Annotated in this window: 10 protein-coding genes and 1 tRNA gene; 6 read left to right on the top strand and 5 right to left on the bottom strand. The window is 60.5% G+C overall.

Annotation, left to right across the window (positions count from 1 at the left end; all coding sequences use genetic code 11):
* Positions 1 to 69: 69 nt before the first annotated feature.
* The gene (locus G9X64_RS20445; RefSeq protein ID WP_171377336.1) at positions 70 to 2,022 is read left to right on the top strand and encodes an acetoacetate--CoA ligase; all 1,953 of its coding nucleotides are present in this window, start codon (positions 70 to 72) and stop codon (positions 2,020 to 2,022) included.
* Positions 2,023 to 2,500: 478 nt separating this feature from the next.
* Here G9X64_RS20445 and G9X64_RS20440 read toward each other — a convergent pair whose 3' ends face one another.
* Complete coding sequence (locus tag G9X64_RS20440) at positions 2,501 to 6,376, bottom strand: ATP-binding protein (protein ID WP_171377335.1); 3,876 nt, start codon at positions 6,374 to 6,376, stop codon at positions 2,501 to 2,503.
* Positions 6,377 to 6,589: 213 nt separating this feature from the next.
* On the opposite strand from G9X64_RS20440, the gene G9X64_RS20435 reads away from it, so the two are divergent.
* A complete protein-coding gene (locus tag G9X64_RS20435) occupies positions 6,590 to 7,039 on the top strand; it encodes a phasin (protein ID WP_168310459.1) in 450 nt (149 codons plus the stop codon).
* A gap of 130 nt (positions 7,040 to 7,169) precedes the next feature.
* Positions 7,170 to 7,246, top strand: a tRNA-His gene (locus G9X64_RS20430).
* A gap of 342 nt (positions 7,247 to 7,588) precedes the next feature.
* Here the strand turns inward: G9X64_RS20430 and G9X64_RS20425 are convergent.
* Entirely contained in the window at positions 7,589 to 8,584 is a 996-nt protein-coding gene (locus G9X64_RS20425; RefSeq protein WP_171377334.1) for a nucleotidyltransferase and HEPN domain-containing protein, read from the bottom strand.
* 321 nt (positions 8,585 to 8,905) lie between these two features.
* On the opposite strand from G9X64_RS20425, the gene traA reads away from it, so the two are divergent.
* Complete coding sequence (gene traA, locus G9X64_RS20420) at positions 8,906 to 13,543, top strand: Ti-type conjugative transfer relaxase TraA (protein WP_171377333.1); 4,638 nt, start codon at positions 8,906 to 8,908, stop codon at positions 13,541 to 13,543.
* 482 nt (positions 13,544 to 14,025) lie between these two features.
* Here the strand turns inward: traA and G9X64_RS20415 are convergent, their stop codons facing one another.
* Together G9X64_RS20415 and G9X64_RS37395 are read right to left on the bottom strand one after the other, a co-directional pair.
* The gene (locus tag G9X64_RS20415; protein ID WP_168312557.1) at positions 14,026 to 14,940 is read right to left on the bottom strand and encodes a nucleotidyltransferase and HEPN domain-containing protein; all 915 of its coding nucleotides are present in this window, start codon (positions 14,938 to 14,940) and stop codon (positions 14,026 to 14,028) included.
* Positions 14,941 to 15,201: 261 nt separating this feature from the next.
* The gene (locus G9X64_RS37395; protein ID WP_512700256.1) at positions 15,202 to 15,453 is read right to left on the bottom strand and encodes a Y4oE-related protein; all 252 of its coding nucleotides are present in this window, start codon (positions 15,451 to 15,453) and stop codon (positions 15,202 to 15,204) included.
* Between the two features lie 323 nt (positions 15,454 to 15,776).
* Here G9X64_RS37395 and G9X64_RS20410 point away from each other — a divergent pair, with 323 nt between their 5' ends.
* Positions 15,777 to 16,460, top strand: a complete 684-nt coding sequence (locus G9X64_RS20410) for a winged helix-turn-helix transcriptional regulator (protein WP_168312558.1) — start codon at positions 15,777 to 15,779, stop codon at positions 16,458 to 16,460.
* 124 nt (positions 16,461 to 16,584) lie between these two features.
* Entirely contained in the window at positions 16,585 to 17,826 is a 1,242-nt protein-coding gene (locus tag G9X64_RS20405; RefSeq protein WP_171377332.1) for an 8-amino-7-oxononanoate synthase family protein, read from the top strand.
* A 48-nt stretch (positions 17,827 to 17,874) separates the two neighbouring features.
* On the opposite strand, the gene G9X64_RS20400 is transcribed toward G9X64_RS20405, so the two are convergent.
* On the bottom strand, positions 17,875 to 18,930 hold the full coding sequence (locus G9X64_RS20400; protein WP_171377331.1) for an extracellular solute-binding protein: 1,056 nt from the start codon (positions 18,928 to 18,930) through the stop codon (positions 17,875 to 17,877).
* Between the last annotated feature and the right edge of the window lie 30 nt (positions 18,931 to 18,960).

Raw genomic sequence — 18,960 nt, 5'->3', positions numbered from 1 at the left:
ACGCGTCGGTTCCGCGCTTTATAATGCAATGCAGCATGATATAAGGACAGCATTGGGGAGGAGGATTGAATGCAGGATAACAGACCACTTTGGGTACCCTCGCAGGATGCCGTTGCAAAAAGCCCGATCCATGCCTTCATGGAGCGCTGCAATGCCGATTTCGGGCTTTCTCTTTCAGGCTTTGAGGATCTGCATGCATGGTCGGTGGCCGAGCGGGAGAATTTCTGGTCGACCGTCTGGGATTTCTGCGGCGTCAAGGGAGAGCGTGGCGCAGAGGTGTTAGCCAATGGCGACCGCATGCTGGAAGCCCGCTTCTTTCCCGATGCGACGCTGAACTTCGCCGAAAACCTGCTGTCGGGCCGCGGTGAGGGTGATGCAATCATCTTCCGCGGCGAGGACAAGGCCGAGGACCGCTGGTCGTGGGACCGGCTCCGCGTGCTAGTCTCGAAGCTGCAGCAGGCCTTTGCAGCACTCGGCATCGGCAAGGGCGACCGCATCGCCGCGATGATGCCGAACATGCCGGAGACGGTCGCCGCCATGCTCGCCGCCGCCTCGATCGGCGCCATCTGGTCGTCTTGTTCGCCCGATTTCGGCGAGCAGGGCGTGCTCGATCGCTTCGGCCAGATTGAGCCAAGGCTGTTCATCGCCTGCGATGCCTATTGGTATTCCGGCAAGCTGCAGGATGTCGGCGCCAAGGTCACCACGGTCGCAAAAAGCCTGGGTGTCCCGACGGTCATCGTTCATTACGCCGGCGATGCGGAGGCCGTGGCGCGCAAGACGCCGGGGGCTTTAACGCTTGAGGCCTTCGTCGCGCCCTTTGAGGCAAGGGAGGTCGAGTTCACCCGGCTTGGCTTTTCGCACCCGCTCTACATCCTCTTCTCGTCAGGCACGACAGGCGTGCCGAAATGCATCGTGCATTCGGCCGGCGGTACGCTGCTGCAGCACCTCAAGGAGCAGCGGCTGCATTGCGGCCTGCAGGCGGGCGAAAAGCTGTTCTATTTCACCACCTGCGGCTGGATGATGTGGAACTGGCTGGTCAGCGGGCTGGCCAGCGGCGCAACGCTCTGCCTGTTCGACGGCTCGCCCTTCGCCCCCGATGGCAACGTGCTGTTCGACTATGCCGAGGCGGAAAAATTTGCCATCTTCGGCACCTCGGCGAAATATATCGACGCGGTGCGCAAGGGTGGGCTGACGCCGCGCGTCAGCCACGATCTCTCCAGCCTGCGGCTGATGACCTCCACCGGCTCGCCGCTGTCGCCGGAGGGATTCACCTTCGTCTATGAGGGCATCAAGGAAGACGTACAGCTCGCCTCGATCTCAGGCGGCACCGATATCGTCTCCTGCTTCGTGCTCGGCAATCCGCTGCAGCCGGTCTGGCGCGGCGAGATCCAGGGACCTGGCCTCGGCCTTGCGGTCGACGTCTGGAACGATGACGGCAAGCCGGTGCGCGGGGAGAAGGGTGAACTGGTCTGCACCAAGGCCTTCCCCTCGATGCCGGTGATGTTCTGGAACGACCCCGATGGCGCCAAATATCGTGCCGCCTATTTCGACCGGTTCGACAATGTCTGGTGCCACGGCGATTTCGCCGAATGGACGGAGCACGGCGGCCTTGTCATCCACGGCCGCTCGGATGCGACGCTCAATCCTGGTGGAGTGCGCATCGGCACGGCCGAGATCTACAATCAGGTGGAGCAGATGGAGGAGGTGGCCGAGGCGCTATGTATCGGCCAGGACTGGGACGACGACGTGCGCGTCATCCTCTTCGTCCGCCTTGCCCCGGATGTGACGTTGACCGAGGATCTCGTCAAGGCGATCAAGACCCGCATCCGCACTGGCGCCTCGCCGCGGCACGTGCCGGCGAAGATCATCGCGGTTGCCGATATTCCCCGCACCAAATCCGGCAAGATCGTCGAGCTTGCCGTGCGCGAGGTCGTACACGGCCGGCCGGTGAAGAACCAGGAAGCGCTTGCCAATCCAGAGGCTCTAAGACTCTTCGCCGGGCTAAGCGAGCTGAAGGATTGATAGTACTCTTAAGAAGAGCCTTTCCGGGTTAGATTGCAGCATTCTGTTGGCTCAAACGGAGTCGGCCGGTCGATCAGCCGGCCCGTTTCAGCCAACCCGAAGGGCCGGGCATCTTTCCGCCAGGATCAGAGGCGATCGGCTCGGACGTACCAAGGGGTATGCCCTTCGCCAATCGCCTCTGCCCTGACGAAAACCTGCTCCGGCAGAATGCTGCAATCTAACCCGGAAAGGCTCTAGAAGCTTTCACCATCTATCAATCTTCTGTCATGGAAACCTTTCGTTAAGAAAGGTTTGTCAAATGTAAAGCTAACTTAGGGCCGCACATGAACGAGGCGGCTGGAGCCTTCGGGCTTACAACATGACGTTGATCGACTGAGCTCTTGTTGAACAGCACCAAATTCCAAGGCGGCCTCGTGGCTGCCTTTTCTTTATGGCGCTGAAAGCGCGCCAGTCTTCCAGATGCGCAAAGGGCGATGCGTTAGCCGGCCAGCACCCGCTGCGACGGGAAGGTGATCTCGACGAGCGTGCCCTCGTTCGGCGCCGAATTGATCGAGAAGGTCGCCCGGTTGGCATCGACCATCGCCTTGGTCAGCGGCAGGCCGAGGCCGGTGCCGTCGCCGCGATGACGGGATTGGGTCGAGGAGACCTGGCGGAACGGCTTCATCGCCTGGTCGAGTTCGCTGCGCGTCATGCCGATGCCGGTATCGCGGACCCTCAACACAACGCTGCCATTGGCCTCATAGGAGGTGGAAACGACGATCTGCCCGCCTGACGGGGTGAAGCGGATGGCGTTCGACAGGATGTTGAGCGCGATCTGCTTGATCGAGCGCAGATCCGCCACGACCTCGGGCACTGCATGCGACAGCGCCGTGCGGATGATGACGCGCTGGCCGTTCGCCTGCGGCTGTACCAGAGCCACGGCCTCGGAGACCGCCTCATTGAGACCGACGGCGGCAAAATCGAGATCCATCTCGCCCGCCTCGATCTTCGAAATGTCGAGTAGGTCGTTGACGATATCGAGGACGTGCCGGCCGGAGCGGCCGATGTCGTTGGCATATTCGATATAACGCGGATGGCCGATCGGCCCGAAACGTTCGCCCGCCATCATGTCCGAAAAGCCGATGATGGCGTTGAGCGGCGTGCGGATCTCGTGGCTGACGCGGGCGAGGAAATCGGTCTTGTGGGCGTTGGCGGTTTCGGCCGCTCCCTTGGCGTTGCGCAATTCGTCCTCGGTGCGCTTCCACTGGGTGATATCGCGGATGACAGCGCAATAGCCGTTGGAGGAGGTGAGCTGGCCCATCGTCATGAACAGCGGCACGAAGCCGCCGGCGGCCTCGCGGCCGATCACTTCGCGCCCGTCGTTCAACACGCTTGCCACGCCATGGCCGGAGAGGCCGTTCAGATAGTCGATGACTGCCTTCTGGCTCTCATGGGCAAACAGCATGACGAAGGGTTTGCCGCGCGTCTCCTGTTCGTCGTAATTGAAAAGCGCGCTGGCCGACCGGTTCATCGAGCGGATGTCGCCCTCCGTGCCGATGACGACGACGCCGTCGGTCGCCGTTTCCAGGATCGAGCGCAATTCTTCCACTTCGACCTGGAGTTTAGCGACCTTCTCGACCATCCGCTCGGGGCGGCCTTCAGAACGGCCCTCGGACCGGCTTGCGTCGCTGCGGCCATCTTCCTTGCCTTCCACCGGCATCAGCGCCAGCATCAGGGCGTTGGCGTCTTCCCAGCGCACCGATTGCAGCCGCGCGGTCACCGGCGCCAGCGTATCGTCGGCCTTGACGAGCATCATGGTGCCGGAGCCTGCGGCCTTCTCCTCGAGTTCGCGGCGCTGCAGCAGGGCTTCGATGCCGCCCACTTCGCGCAATGCCTCGAGTGAACCGTAGCCCGTCAACCGCATGAATTCCGGATTGGCATGGATCAGCGCATCGCCGATATGGATGAGCACGGCAACTGGCAGCTGGTCGACCGTGCCCACTGAAAGCCCGTCCGTCATCTTGATCCGCGGCGGGATGAAGCTGGTGAGAACCTCGATCTGGCTGGCCGTCTCCTCAAGCCCTTCCGTCGCCTCGTCCTCGACGATGACGGCCGGCTCTTCGGCGGCGCCATCGTCTTCGCGCTCCGCCTCGACGGCATTCTCGAAGATCGCCTCTTGCGGCGCGATCTCCTCGGGCGAGGCTATGTCAGCCTTGTCGGCGGGAGTTTCGGCCTCGAACTCTTCAGGTCCAGAGGCCTCTTCGAAGCTGGCCATGTCGGCGACGGTAGGTTCCGCCGGCACCGGGGCTGCGGGTTCCATCGACGTTGGAGCGGCGGGCTCTTCCTTGCGCGTGCCGAAGGCTTCCAGGCGCTTGGCAATCTCGCGGAAATTCGCCTGTTCGGCGGCCGTCAGTCCGGCGCCGGTGTTGTGGAGCTGAACGATCTTGTCGGAGAAACGGCGATTGGGCGTTTCCGAAATCCGAAGCGCCGGCGGCTCGTCAGAAGGATCCGCTGCCGGCCCGGCGGCAGGCGCTTCGTCGACGACGGTTGCTTGTTCTTCTACGGCATTCTCCGGCGCTGATGTCTCGGCGATCGTCTCTTCGGCAGTGATTTCTTCCGATCCTGTCTCTTCGGTGTCCGGGGTCTCCGGCTCGGCTGCCGTAAACGCCTGGTTGTCGCTCTCTTCCGCTGCGATGGCTTCGGCCGAGACCTCTTGAGGTGCTGCTTCCGCTTCATCGGCCACGTCGGCGGCCGGCTCGGCCACCGGGCCGAGGCTCGCTGCATCATGGCCGATAGCATCAGGGCCGAGTGTCAGGCCGAGCGCCAGCGGATCTTCCTGTGCATCGGAAAGCCGGACGACGCCGAAGCCGCGGAAACCATCGAAGTCGCGGTTGCGGGTATAGGTCGGCAGCGCGGCCAGATCGACCGGAACGACGAGGCTGGTGCCTTCGACCGGCCAGAGGATCGTCTTGCCCGACCATGTGTCGCGGCGGGCGAGCGCCTCGGAAAGCTTGCCGTCGGGATCGAGATTGAAGAGGGCGGCGACATCGCCGAAGGCAGAGCCGATGATGTCGGACGCATGCGGACCGACGGCCTCGGCAAATTCGTGGCTGACCTCGTTGAACCGGCCTTCGGCGTCGATCTTCCAGACGAAGCGTGTGGCACGGCTGTTCGGCCTGAAGACGAAGCCGGGCTCAGCCGCAAGCTGAGGGGCAGCATCGGCGACCACAGGCGTTTCAATGGCTGGCTCTTCGTGGACCGCTTCCGGCGTGTCTTCGATAGGCGTTTCGCTGGCCTCAACAGGCGGTTCCGCCGCCGTTGCCGTTTCCACCGTCTCCGCAATGGAAGTCAAATCGTCCTCGATGACCGCGGCGGGCTCGGTGGCCCCATCCGCGCTGCTATCGATCATGCCGCCGTCGCTCTCCGGCTCCGCATCCGAATGCGTCTCTTCAATCGCCTCGTCTGCGGATGCCGCGGCTGTCTCGGCCGGCTGTTCGTTTTCGCCGGCGATCTCCTCGAGCGTTTCCTCGACCTCTTCGATCCCCGAAACCGCGTCGATGATTTCGGTGAAGCCTGTAGCGGCGACAGGTTCGTCCTGAAGCACTTCGGCCGCCGTCGCGCCTTCTTCCTCTGCGGGCGCATCGATTGAATCGAGCGCGGGCGTATCGACCGGGTGGAGCGCGGGCGCATCGATCGCGTCGAGATGACCGATCGCAGTCTCCACGGCAAAGAGCAGATTGAGCGCCGGATCGTCGCTGAGCTTGCCGACCGCGGCCGGAAGATTGCCTCTGCTGGTGGCGACAGGTCGCTTCACCAATCGGTCGGGATGAGCGCCGGCAAGGTTGATCAAGGTCTTTGCCGTCTGCTCGGAGATCCCGAGCGAGGCAAAGCCCGGCGAAGCCGCGATGACCTCGCCATTGGCGCCGATCACCGCCATATGCGTGTCGGGATCATCAAGTCCCTGCAGCATCTGAGCGGCCGATGCGCCGGCCGCGAGTGGCTTTGCCGAGACCGGCACCGAAAACAGGATGGCCTTTTCGCCCTGGGAAAGGCGGATCAGTTCGGTCGCCGCCTGCACCTGTGCACGCTGGAAGCCCTTGGCGATGCGGATCATCAGGCTTCTGTTGTCACCGATATCGGTCAGCTGGCGCGCGGCGGTTTCCAGCTGACGGAAGGTGATGTCGGTGCGGTCGACCCCCTGATCGAGCAGGTCATAGACTGCCGAATGGCCGAAAAGCTCCGCACCTGCACCATTCGCCCAGAGCAGGCGGGCAAGATCGGCCGAAAACAGCACCATGGCCTCGCCGCGTGAAAAGCGTTCCCGCACCCGTGCATGCACGGCGATATCGATGAACGGATATTGGACTGCGGGCATGTTCGAACCTTGTCGCTGTCGGCCTTCTTAAATTAACGGCTTATTAATAACTGCGGGGCGCATGCCGGTCCAGAAGAGGAGGGGGTTTTCGGCCGGAAAGGTTAACGTCTTGTGCGCTGCACAATAATTGTTGCAATGCACAATGAAATGTCTTATATAAGCATCATCCAACTATCGCAGGCAGCGGCTGCCTCAACCCAAAGGATGCGACCCATGGCTACCATAAAGACCGACGACGTTTTTTCAATTGCTTCTTTCGACCCATCCAAGTTCACGGAATCTTTCCGTGAATTCGCCGAAAAGGGCGCTCAGCAGTCGAAGGATGCCTATGCCAAGCTGAAGACCGCTGGCGAGGAAGCCGGCAAGACGCTCGAAGCCACTGTCCAGACGGCACAAGCCGGCTCGGTCGAGATCGGCCTGAAGGCGATCGACATCCTGCGCATCAATTCTGAGAACTCGCTGTCGCACTTCGAAGCGCTGCTCGGTGTCAAGTCCCCGGCCGAATTCTTCGAGCTGCAGACCTCGTTCATCCGCAAGCAGGCCGAACTCACCGTCGAGCAGGCGAAGTCGATCCAGGAAACCACCAAGCAGGTGGCCGAGAAGCTTGCAAAGCCCTCCAAGGACGCCGCCGAAAAGGCCATGGCTTCCTTCAAGGTTGGTTGATCGGTCTTTACCGACCAAAAATAAAAGGCTGGACCTCGCGTCCAGCCTTTTTGTATATTGACGAGGAATGGGGCTTGAATTCATCTCCAAGTCCTCGTATGTGACCCCCGTCGCGCCAAGCGCGATTTATGCGGTTGTAGCTCAGTTGGTTAGAGCGCAGGTTTGTGGCACCTGAGGTCGGAGGTTCGAGACCCCCCAACCGTACCATCTCCCCCTTGTCCATATCGAAGACATCGGTAACAGATCGTACCTAAGACACGGGTGACAACCTCGGGTCGAACGGGCCGTCTATCGCTCCCAAATTCTCTGTTCGACGGCACGCGCACATCGCCGTCCAGGCGCTAGACCAGCGGCTCTCTGATTTTCCTGGCACTCAAATGCGGCTTCTTTTACGAGATGATCAACGCCTCGACTGGCTCAAGCAGTGGTTGGCGCAACGCACCGGCTGTCGCGACGGATCTGTCAGGGCCTCTAGGCCGTCATCTTTGTAGCAATTGAAGATATGTCGCCGGTCGTGCCCGAGATGACGAATTCCATTCACGCAGCTGGTCAACCGCATGACAGCGAATCTCGCTTGATTATGTCGCTGCCAACTATTCCTTTAAGGAGCTCCAAGTGCCCTTCGCAAACCGTCCGCACCAGTTCGAGCAGTAACGCGGTTTGTTCCGCGAGCCAGCCAAGCGCTTCCTCGCTGATTTCGAAATGTTTCGAATAGCGCGCCTTCACATATGCCTCGTTCAACGTGTTGAACCAGGCTCGCTCACGATGCTGATCCCGAGGAAAAGCCTTAGCTAAGCGCCGATCCTGTTCTTCGGCAAGGGAGCGAAGGAATTTGATGTTGTGGGAAGGGGGGCCATAATTTGTTAGGGTAAGGAGAACGCAGGAATAGGCTTGTTCCAACGCCTGATGGAGCTGGAAGGCTGCGACCCGGAGTTCCTTTTCGCTAACGCAAGATATTGCTATCTTTAGAAAAGACCGCGAAAGTGTTAGCCGATCCTCGTAATGTTCTTTCGCAATTCGGAGTCGATCCTCCGACGAAAGCGGTTCGGGCTCGGCCAATAGCTCATCGTCCAGTTCGTAGAGAACGATGCCTTCCTTGCGAATGTCAGAGAAGAAATACTGCCCTTCCTTGAGGTAGGTGTTCACCTCGCGTCTGGAGTGGACGATGAAGCTCACCGGTGTTTCGATCGAGGCTTCGTGGATCAACCGGTCGGCTGCCTTGTACCAGTACTCGGCGAACTCGCAGAGCTTGCGATTGTTGACGACGATGAGCAGATCGAAATCGGAGCGATACCCCTTCATGGTAAAGGGTTCATCGACCCATCCGCCCTTGGCGTAGGAGCCGAACAGGATGATCTTCAAGATCCTGCCGCGCTTCTTGAAATCGGCCGTGCCTTCCTTCAGCGCGTCCTCGAATTCCTCGTGAAGGATTTCCAGGACGCGGCCGAGTTCTCGCTGCTTGCGAAGCGGCATATGTTCAAGCGACGATTTCATAAGCAATCGATAGGCGAAAGATCCAATATCGTCTACTGGCAATTTTAGCATCGCTCAACTCCTGTTTTGCCCTTATGTCCCATCCGGTTGCCACCCAGCGCTGGGGATTGATGAAACGCGTCAAGCGCTTAGGGACAACGAGCGTCTGATTCCCACGTAGTCCAAACGCCGTGCCCTAGGGCGAACAAAGCGTGAAATAGGGTTCAGATTATACTATCTTGAATAAAACAGTTAAATCGCCTATTTGTCGCAGTTGATGGACCCGCGCGAAAACCGGAGACAAGCGCGGAGCGCGTCAGTCGCTCGGTCTGACTATTGTGAAAGAGCGATTTCGCTCGTTGGTGCAACTGCTCCGAATATGCGAGGACAATCATGGCGATCATGTTCGTCAGAGCGCAGGTGATCAGCCGGGGAGCGGGACGCAACATCGTCGCGGCCGCCGCCTATCGTCATCGCACCAGTATGATGGACGAACTGGCCGGCACGTCGTTCAGCTATCGGCGCGGCGCCTCCGAGCTGGTGCACGAGGAACTGGCCCTGCCGGATCAGGCGCCGGATTGGCTGCGGTCGGCGGTTGAGGGGCGTTCGGTCGCTGGTGCCAGTGAAGCGCTGTGGAATGCTGTTGAAGCTTTCGAGAAACTGGCAAACGCGCGGCTGGCGAGAGAGCTGATTATCGCGCTGCCGGAAGAGCTGACACGGGCCGAGAACATCGCACTGGTGCGCGAATTCGTCCGTGATAATTTCACGTCCGAGGGAATGGTTGCCGATTGGGTCTACCACGACAAGGACGGCAATCCGCACATCCATCTACTGACGACCGTGAGACCGCTGACGGAAGAGGGCTTCGGGCCGAAAAACGCTCCTGTTTTGGGAGAGAATGGCGAGCCATTGCGTTTTGTCACGCCCCGGCGGCCCACAGGTCGGATTGTCTATAAGTCCTGGGGCGGCGACAAGGAGACCTTGCAGGCCTGGAAGATCGCCTGGGCGGAGACGGCCAACCGGCATCTGGCGCTTGCCGGCCACGAGATCCGGCTTGATGGCCGCTCCTATGCCGAACAGGGGCTTGATGGCATTGCCCAAAGACATCTCGGCCCGGAGAAGGCGGCACTCTCCCGCAGGGGCGCCGAGATGTATTTTGCTCCGGCCGACCTTGCCCGTCGCCAGGAGATGGCCGACCGGCTGCTTGCAGATCCTGCGCTTCTGCTGAAGCAGTTGAGCAATGAACGCTCCACCTTCGACGAGCGCGATATCGCCAAGGCGCTGCATCGTTACGTCGACGATCCCGCCGTCTTTGCGAATATCCGCGCGCGGCTGATGGCGTCGGACGATCTGGTCATGCTGAAGCCACAGCAGATCGATGCCGAAACGGGCAAAGCGAGCGAACCCGCCGTCTTCACCACGCGCGCGATCCTTCGCATCGAATATGATATGGCGCGGTCGGCGCAGCTTTTGGCGGAGGGCTGCGGTTTCGGCGTCTCCGATCGAGTGGTTGCAGCCGCGATCAGAAACGTCGAGGCCCGGGATCCGGAAAAACCCTTCAAGCTAGATCCGGAGCAGGTCGACGCCGTCCATCATGTCACCGGCGACAATGGCATTGCCGCCGTCGTCGGTCTTGCCGGCGCCGGCAAGTCCACCTTGCTTGCCGCCGCACGCGTCGCCTGGGAACACGATGGCCGCCGGGTGATTGGTGCTGCCCTTGCCGGCAAAGCCGCCGAAGGGCTGGAAGACAGTTCCGGCATCAGGTCGCGAACACTGGCTTCATGGGAACTCGCCTGGGCCAGCGGTCGCGAGTTGCTCGAACGTGGCAATGTGCTTGTCATCGACGAGGCCGGCATGGTGTCGTCGCAGCAGTTGGCCCGCGTGCTTGACATCGCCGAGCAAGCCCAGGCGAAAGTCGTGCTGGTCGGCGATGCGATGCAGCTACAACCCATCCAGGCGGGTGCTGCGTTCCGGGCGATCACCGAACGCATCGGTTTTGCCGAACTTGCCGGTGTGCGCCGCCAGCACCAGCAATGGGCGCGCGAGGCGTCGCGGCTTTTTGCGCGCGGCGAGGTCGAACAAGGCCTCGATGTCTATGCCCGACATGGCCACCTGATCGAGGCAGGGACACGCGCGGAAACGATTGATCGGATCGTTGCCGATTGGAGCCAAGCGCGCAAACTGGCAATCCAAACGTCGGTCCGCGAAGGCAATGACGGTCGTCTTCGCGGTGACGAGCTTCTTGTACTCGCCCACACCAACGAGGACGTAAAGCGTCTGAACGAGGCGCTGCGAACGGTGATGTCGGAAGAGGGCGCGCTCAGTGAGAGCCGCGCTTTCCGGACCGAACGCGGCGCGCGAGACTTCGCCGCCGGTGACCGCATCATCTTCCTGGAGAATGCCCGTTTCCTCGAACCACGTGCTCCCCGTTTCGGTCCGCAACATGTCAAGAACGGCATGCTCGGCACAGTCGTTTCCACCGGGGACAAACGTGGCGACCCACTGCTGTCGGTGCGTCTCGACAATGGCCGTGATGTCGTCATCAGCGAGGACAGCTATCGCAATGTCGATCATGGCTATGCCGCGACCATTCACAAGTCTCAAGGGTCGACCGTCGAGCAAACCTTGGTGCTTGCCACCGGCATGATGGATCAGCACCTGACCTATGTGTCGCTGACCCGGCATCGCGACCGCGCCGATCTCTATGCGGCAAGGGAAGACTTTGAGGCGACGCCGGAATGGGGACGGAAGCCGCGTGGCGATCATGCCGCCGGCGTCACCGGGGCGCTCGTGGAAACCGGACTAGCCAAGTTCCGCCCGAATGACGAGGATACCGACGATAGTCCCTATGCTGACGTCAGGACGGATGACGGCACCGTCCATCGTCTTTGGGGCGTGAGCCTGCCGAAGGCATTGGAGGAGGGCGGCGTGTCGGAAGGCGACACGGTGACCCTGCGCAAGGATGGAGTGGAGCGGGTGACGATCAAGGTTCCGGTCGTCGACGAGCAAACCGGCCAGAGGCGGTTCGAGGAAAGAGAGGTCGACCGCAACGTCTGGACCGCCAAACGGATCGAAACCAGCAAAGAACGCCAGCAACGCATCGAGCAGGAAAGCCATCGACCGGAACTGTTCAAGCAGTTGGTAGAGCGCCTGTCGCGCTCCGGCGCCAAGACGACGACGCTCGATTTTGAGAGCGAGGCGGGTTATCGCGCCCAGGCGCAAGATTTTGCGCGACGCCGTGGTCTCGATCATCTTTCGCTTGCCGCAGCCGGGGTGGAAGAAAACCTTTCCCGGCGGTGGGCCGGGATCGCCGAGAAACGCGAACAGCTGGCGAAGCTCTGGGAGCGGGCGGGCGTGGCGCTCGGCTTCACGATCGATCGGGAACGGCGGGTCGCCTATAGCGAGCAACGGGCCGAACCCCAACCCGTCTTGGAGGCAGACGTTGTTGGTAGCCGATATCTGATTCCGCCCACCGCAGGCTTCGCCAAGAGCGTGGAGGAAGATGCGCGGCTGGCTCAGCTTGCGTCGCCCGCCTGGAAGGAACGGGAGGCGATCCTGCGGCCGTTGTTGGAGACGATCTATCGTGACCCGGATGCAGCACTTGTCGCGCTGAACGCCCTGGCATCGGATACGAGCATCGAACCGCGCAGGCTTGCCGACGATCTCGCCGCAGCACCGGAGCGGCTCGGCCGCCTGCGTGGTTCTGATCTCATCGTCGATGGTCGTGCGGCACGCGACGAACGAAATGCCGCGATCACCGCCTTGGCAGACCTGCTGCCGCTCGCCCGCGCCCATGCGACGGAGTTCCGAAGAAACGCCGAGCGGTTCGAAAGCCGCGAGCTGCAGCGCCGCGCCCATATGTCATTGCCAATCCCGGCACTCTCCGAAAAGGCGATGACACGTCTTACGGAGATCGAGACGGTGCGCAGGCAAGGTGGTGACGACGCCTACAAAACCGCCTTTGCGCTTGCCGCCGAAGACCGCTCGATCGTCCAGGAGGTCAAGGCGGTCAGCGAGGCGCTGACCGCTCGCTTCGGCTGGAGCGCTTTTACCGCGAAGGCCGATGCGGTTGCCGAGCGCAACATGATCGAGCGTATGCCGGTAGACCTCGCGAGCATCAGAGGCAAGAAGTTAACCCGGCTGTTCGAGGCCGTGAAGCGCTTTGCCGACGAGCAGCATCCTGTCGATCGGCGGGATCGTTCGAAGATCGTCGCCGCGGCGAGTGCCGATCAGGGGATGGAGGCAGACAGGGAGAGTGCCGCCGTGCTGCCCATGCTTGCAGCCGTCACCGAGTTCAAGACCCCTGTCGACGAGGAGGCGAGGTCTCGCGCTCTCGCCACACCACTGTATCGCCAGCAGCGCGCCGCGCTGGCCGACGTGGCATCAACGATCTGGCGCGATCCAGCCGGCGCCGTCGGCAAGATCGAAGACCTGCTTGCTAAAGGTTTTGCTGGCGAGCGCATCGCCGCCGCGGTAACCAATGATCCGGCCGCCTACGGCGCATTGCGCGGTTCCGATCGACTGATGGACCGAATGCTGGCCGCCGGACGGGAGCGCAAAGAGGCGGTGCTGGCCATGCTTGAAGCTGAGGGTCGGCTACGCGCACTCGGTTCGGCCTATGTCAATGTGCTCGAGGCCGAACGTCAGGCTGTGACCGAGGAGCGTCGGCGCATGTCAGTCGCCATTCCCGGCCTCTCGAAGGCGGCGGAAGAGGTGCTCATGCGGCTGACCGCCGAGGCGAAGAACAACGGCCGCAAGCCGAGCGCCCCTGCCTCGGCGCTCGATCCCGGCATCCGCCGCGAGCTTGCCGCCGTCAGCACCGCGCTCGATGAGCGCTTCGGCCGTAGTGCCATCATTCGCGCCGAAAAGGATGTCATCGCCCGCGTGCCACACGCACAGCGCCATGCCTTCGAAGCGATTCAGGAAAAGTTGAAGGTCCTGCAAGAGGCCGTCCGAAGGGAAAGCAGTGAGCGGATCATCTCGGAACGGCGTCAGCGGGTTGTCAGCCGTAGCCGTGGCATCGATCTTTGAAGTCCATCGAAGAACCGAAGGATCGTTGCGATCAAATCGTATGTCGACGTAGGCATCAAGGAAGCTTATCGCGATTTGCCGCCGGCCTCGCGAGTGTAATAATCCGCGGCATTCTCGACATCGTGTGGCGAGGAAAGACAGGGTTGACGGTCACTTTGAGCTTTTTCGCGAGGCGCGGTTTCGCAGATTATCGAAATAGTTGGGCATCAACCGGCTCTATCGTTTCGGATGAAGGACCCTCAAGCGGGAGCGTAGGCAAATGCTCACGATCTTTGTCGCGACTAATCAATTCTCGTTCGTATTCGCCGCTGGGTGCCATAGCCTCGCCCTGCGCGACCTGTTGATCGACGAACTGTTTCAGGTTATCCGGCGCGAGATATGCATAGAAAAACAGCCAGGATGGCAAAAGTTGGCAGGGTGGGAACTCCGGGTCGAAGTCGCCGTTCGAGGGTGCGCCACTCTCGCGAAATTAAATGGCAAGTTCAAATATCTCCAGCGTCTTTTTGAAGCTTGGTTAGATGTTCCTCGCACACGGTCTTGACCAGAATATGCAGGTCGGCCGCACGTTCGCCGAGCCAGGTCAACGCCTCTTCGTTGACTTCGAAGTGCTTCGAATAGCGGGCCTTCACGTAAGCCTCATTGATAGTATTGAACCAGGCACGATAGCGCTGTTGGTCGCGCGGCCAAGCATCCACCAAACGGCGATCGCGGCTTTCCGCCAACTTACGCAGGAAAGTCAGATTATGGGAGGCGGGGCTATAGTTGGACAGCGTCAAAAGTGCAGCCGAATAAGCGTGCTCGATGACTTGATGAAGGAAAAAGGCTGCGTGCTTGTAGCGCCGCTTTTCAACGTACAGCTTGAAACCGTCCAACAAATCAGTTGAGAACGGGAACCTCTCTTCAAAATGCTCCTTGGCAGCTCGGTACTCCTCGGCCTTCGAGAGTGGCTTCGGTTCGGGCAGCGCTTCATCATCGAGCTCGTAAAGGACGATGCCCTCGCGGCGGATGTCGGAGAAGAAGTATTGCCCTTCGTGAAGCGCCGTGTTGACCTCACGCCGCGAGTGAACGATGAAGCTGACAGGCGTCTTGATACCGCGATCGTGGAGAAAGCGGTCGGCCGCCTTGTACCAGTAGGTGGCGAAGTCCGACAGCTTCCTGTTGTTGACGATCACCAGCAGATCATAGTCGGAACGGTAGCCTTTGAGCGTGTGCGGCTCGTCGACCCAGTCGCCACGGGCGTATGATCCAAACAAGATGATCTTGAGGATCCGCCCCATTTTCTTGAACTCGGCCGAGCTATCCTTCAGCGCGTCCTGAAACTCCTCGTGCAGAATATCGACAACGCGGGCCAACTCGCGCTGTTTACGCTCGGGCAGATGGTCGAGGCTAGATTTCATCGGCGGTGGGCATCTTTCATGACAGAACTTTTAGTCATCGTGTTCCAAGAAAACCAGTCCCCCTGCGCTTGCTGCGTGGATCATGATCCTTCGCTTCGGCGACCCTCCGTCTGCCCACGCCTACGTGTCCGTCCTCGATCTCGGCCGTCAAACCGAGCGGCGTGCACGATCAGTGCGAAACCGGCCGACCTATAAAACCGGCCAGATTCATGGTGCCGGATGCTGTCGGAACGAATATCCGCCCGACATAACTTTCAAAATCTATGACCCGCGCCTTTGTTTTCGGATTTCCACAATCCCCTCTGTCCCCAGACGCTCGAAAACCCGGACCCAAAATTTGAAATCGCCCGAGCGACCGTCGGAGCGCGCGCCTATGGCACACCAGGCCGCCGCTGTTTTCGCATGGCGTCCGTAAAGCGAACGGACAGCAGTACATATGTCCCCAACATCTGCATCACTCCAAAAATCCGGTGTGGCCGCGGCGGCGCAGCCGGTTGAAAACCTTTCGAACATTTCGCGCATTAAAAAGCCCCGTAACCGTCCGGAAACAGGCCATCAAAGTATGCCGGACGTCGATCCCACCGAGTGGGCCACGATCACGTGCCGTCCCTGGCAAATATGCGCTTCTGTGCGAAGTGCTTCTCACACTCAACATTATGTTGTAACAAAATGAAATGGCAAGCTATAAAAATACCCGCAGTGCGAGCGCTTTCGCGATTCTTTCGCGATATTTTACGAAGGAGGCTTGATGTGCCACTGAGAGTGAGGCAAGCCGGTGTGAGTTTTGTCGTATCAAAATTAGATATGATGGGGTCAACAGCTGGCGGGGCGAGCCGATGAGCGCACTTCTGACGATCGTATCCCAGGATGCCGACTATTATTTGATGCTGTCATACATCTTGAGAGGGGCCGGATACAGGACGATGCTCGTCGATATTCCAAACGAGGCCGTAGCGATCGCTGAGGAGCGCGGCGCTGCAGCCATCATCATCGACTGCCAGCCGGGTTCACAAATTCTGGCTGATATCGCGTCGAGCCTGGAGGAAAGGGGGCTTGCCGACGACCTCACACTCATCGCGCTCGTTGCCGAAAAGGCCGCCTATCTCGACATCCTGAAAGCCAACGTCGATGAGAGTTTTACAAGGCCAATGCCGCCGGAACGGCTGCTGTCTTACCTTCACGGTGCAATAGGCAATTCCTCTGGCGAAGCGACTAGCCGCCTCGTTCCAATATTTGACGATGTGAAGCTGGACGTCAGCAGCCGGCGTGTTCTGGTGCGAGGCACGCCGGTCAATCTGAGCCCGATCGAGTTTCGTCTGTTGAGTGCCCTTATGGGTGACGCGGGGCGCGTTCTCAGCCGTGCGGAACTGATAGCCGCTGCCTGGCCACAGCCGGTATTCGTCGAGCCGCGAACAGTCGATGTTCATATCGGCCGCCTCCGGCGTGCGTTGAAGCGTGTCCTTGGCCGCGATGTGATCCGCACCGTGCCGAAGGAGGGATACGCGTTCGACATCTCCTAAAGCATGTGAACTTCGCCACGTTCACATCTTCACCGAAACGTCCCGAAAATTTGCTGTCGCCTTCGTTGCATAAACGACGATCACGCGCATAGCGTGAACTCCGTTGAACATTTGGGAGCACAACATGCAAGAGGCAGTTTCGGGCGCCGGATCGGCGAAAACATTCCACAGAAACACCGCGGGCCTGATCAGCCACGCGAGTCCCCACTTTGCCGCCGCCCATCTCGACGGTTTGATGGCCCTCTATGTCCATCCGTCTGACGGTCGAGCGGTGGAGCTGCCGGTTTCGGAGCGCCTATCGGAGCGCGTCGTCGACTTCGTCCGCTGCTCGTATCTCGGGCTCGACAATCACCCATCAATTATCGAAGGCGCAATCGAAACCGTTCGCCGCTACGGAACACTGCACTGGTCCTGCGCCCGGACGCGGCTCAATTTTGCAGTCCTCGGAGACCTCGAGGATGCTCTTTCTGATCTCTTCGGCGCGAGGGTGATCACCTACACAACAGTGCTTGCCGCCAACTTAAGCGCGCTTCCGCTGATTGCGTCCGGCGTTCTGACGGGCGGCAAAAAACCAGTCATGGTATTCGATCGTCTCGCGCATGCAACGCTCGCCTTCAATAAGCCCGTCGTTGCCGAAGAATGTGAGGTCCGAACCATAGGCCACAACGATCTTCAGGCGCTCGAAGAAATTTGCCGGCAGAACGATACGGTCGCCTATGTTTGCGACGGTGTGTATTCCATGGGCGGCTGCGCCCCGATCAAGGAGTTGCGCGAGCTTCAGGAGCGATACGGCCTCTTCCTTTACATCGATGACGCTCACGGCATATCGATCTTCGGCGAAAGAGGCGAGGGTTTTGCCCGTTCGCAAATGCCCGAGGGTCTCGGTGAACGGACGATCATCGCAGCCTCGCTCGGGAAGGGCTTCGGAGCCTCGGGCGGCATGCTGATGCTCGCAACGGCGTTCCAGGAAGAGATCTTCCGGCGCTTTGCTCTCGCGCACGCCTTCTCGGCCTCCATCAATGTTGCCGCGATCGGTGCAGCCCTCGCCTCTCAGTCGCTCCATCGCACACCGGAGCTCGGCGTGCGGCAAAGGGCACTTGCAGAACACATATCTCTTTTCGACGAACTGGTGCCGACCGCACAGGCAGGGTCCCGACTCCCGATCAGGACCGTCGTCGTCGGTGACGAGCTTGCGGCAATCGGCGCTGCCAGACTGGTGCTTGATTCCGGTTACTATACGTCGGCCATTTTCTTCCCGACCGTGGCTAAAGGAAGGGCAGGGCTGCGGATATGCCCGACAGCGGGCCACACGGCTGCCGAAGTGCGCGACGTCGCAGCTGCTGTCAATCGTGCTCTCAAGGGATAAGATCTGTCTCCGCACCTCCGGGCGGCAGCGCCGCCCGATAGGGGATCGTCATCGGATCCAGGCATTCCAACGCTCGAGCATCATCGCGGCATTGTCGTTGATCCATTTAGCATCCGGGATGACGATGTAATCGCGGATGTCCTCGTCGCTCGGCAGTGCGGCGCGTGCAGTCGGCGACATCAACTCGATCGCCTTGAGGCTCGGCGGCGTGCAAAGGAGTTCGTCGCACACCCCGGCCTGCGCCTCCGGATGATCAAGCCAGTAGCCGACCAACTTCAACGCATTTCCGCGGTTCGGCGCATCCTTGATGATCGTCAAGCGATCGCCGACGAGGAACGAGGCCTGCTTGGACCAGGCGATCTGGCGTCCCTCAGCCTTCAGTGTATTTGCGCGCGTCAGCCAGATCTGCCCGATGCTGTAGTCGCCGTTGCGAAAACCCTGAACGCTCTGATCACCGGTCTTCCACCAGAGCGATATCGCCGGGCGGATCTCCTCGAGCTTGTTGAGGGCGCGGTCGATGTCGAGCGGAAAGAGTTTGTCGCGCGGAACGCCATCGGCCAGCAGTGCGGCAGCCATGACCCGCCATGGATCGTCGAAATTTGGAAAGGAACGACCACCGGGAAATTTCGCCTGGTTCCACATATCGGCCCAGCTCAACGGATTCCCATCCTTGAAGGCAGCCGGGTCGTAGGCCATCAGCGTTGCGGTCGAAAAGAGCCTGGCCCCGGCGCTGACGCAGGCATCCTCGACCAGATCTGGCCGGCCCTGGAAAGACTTACAAAACTCTGTCAGGTCTTCAGATGTCAGCCGATGCACTTCTGCGCTCGCCTGGATCTCGCCGTCCGGGTAAAGGTCCCAGGTCACATTGCCGGTCTTGACCATGGCCGCAGCTTTCGCGCGCATCTCGGCATTCGTTGCCGCAACCGAAACAACCTTGATGCCGGTCTTTTCGGTGAACGGATCGAACCAGAATTTTCGAAGCGCGGCATCGTAGGCGCCGCCTGTGGTCGCAATGATGACCTGCTCCTCGGCTTGCGCCGCCCCCGCACCAGCAAGCATGAGGCAAGCCGCAATCAGTGGCTTGATCTTCGTTCGCTTTTTCATCGCGTGTTCCTTTGTCCGGATGAATGTGGC

It is taken from the genome of Rhizobium sophorae, from assembly GCF_013087515.1.
Lineage (GTDB): Bacteria > Pseudomonadota > Alphaproteobacteria > Rhizobiales > Rhizobiaceae > Rhizobium > Rhizobium sophorae.
The sequence above is the reverse complement of the archived record's forward strand: the minus strand, read 5'-3'. Positions and strand labels throughout refer to the sequence as shown.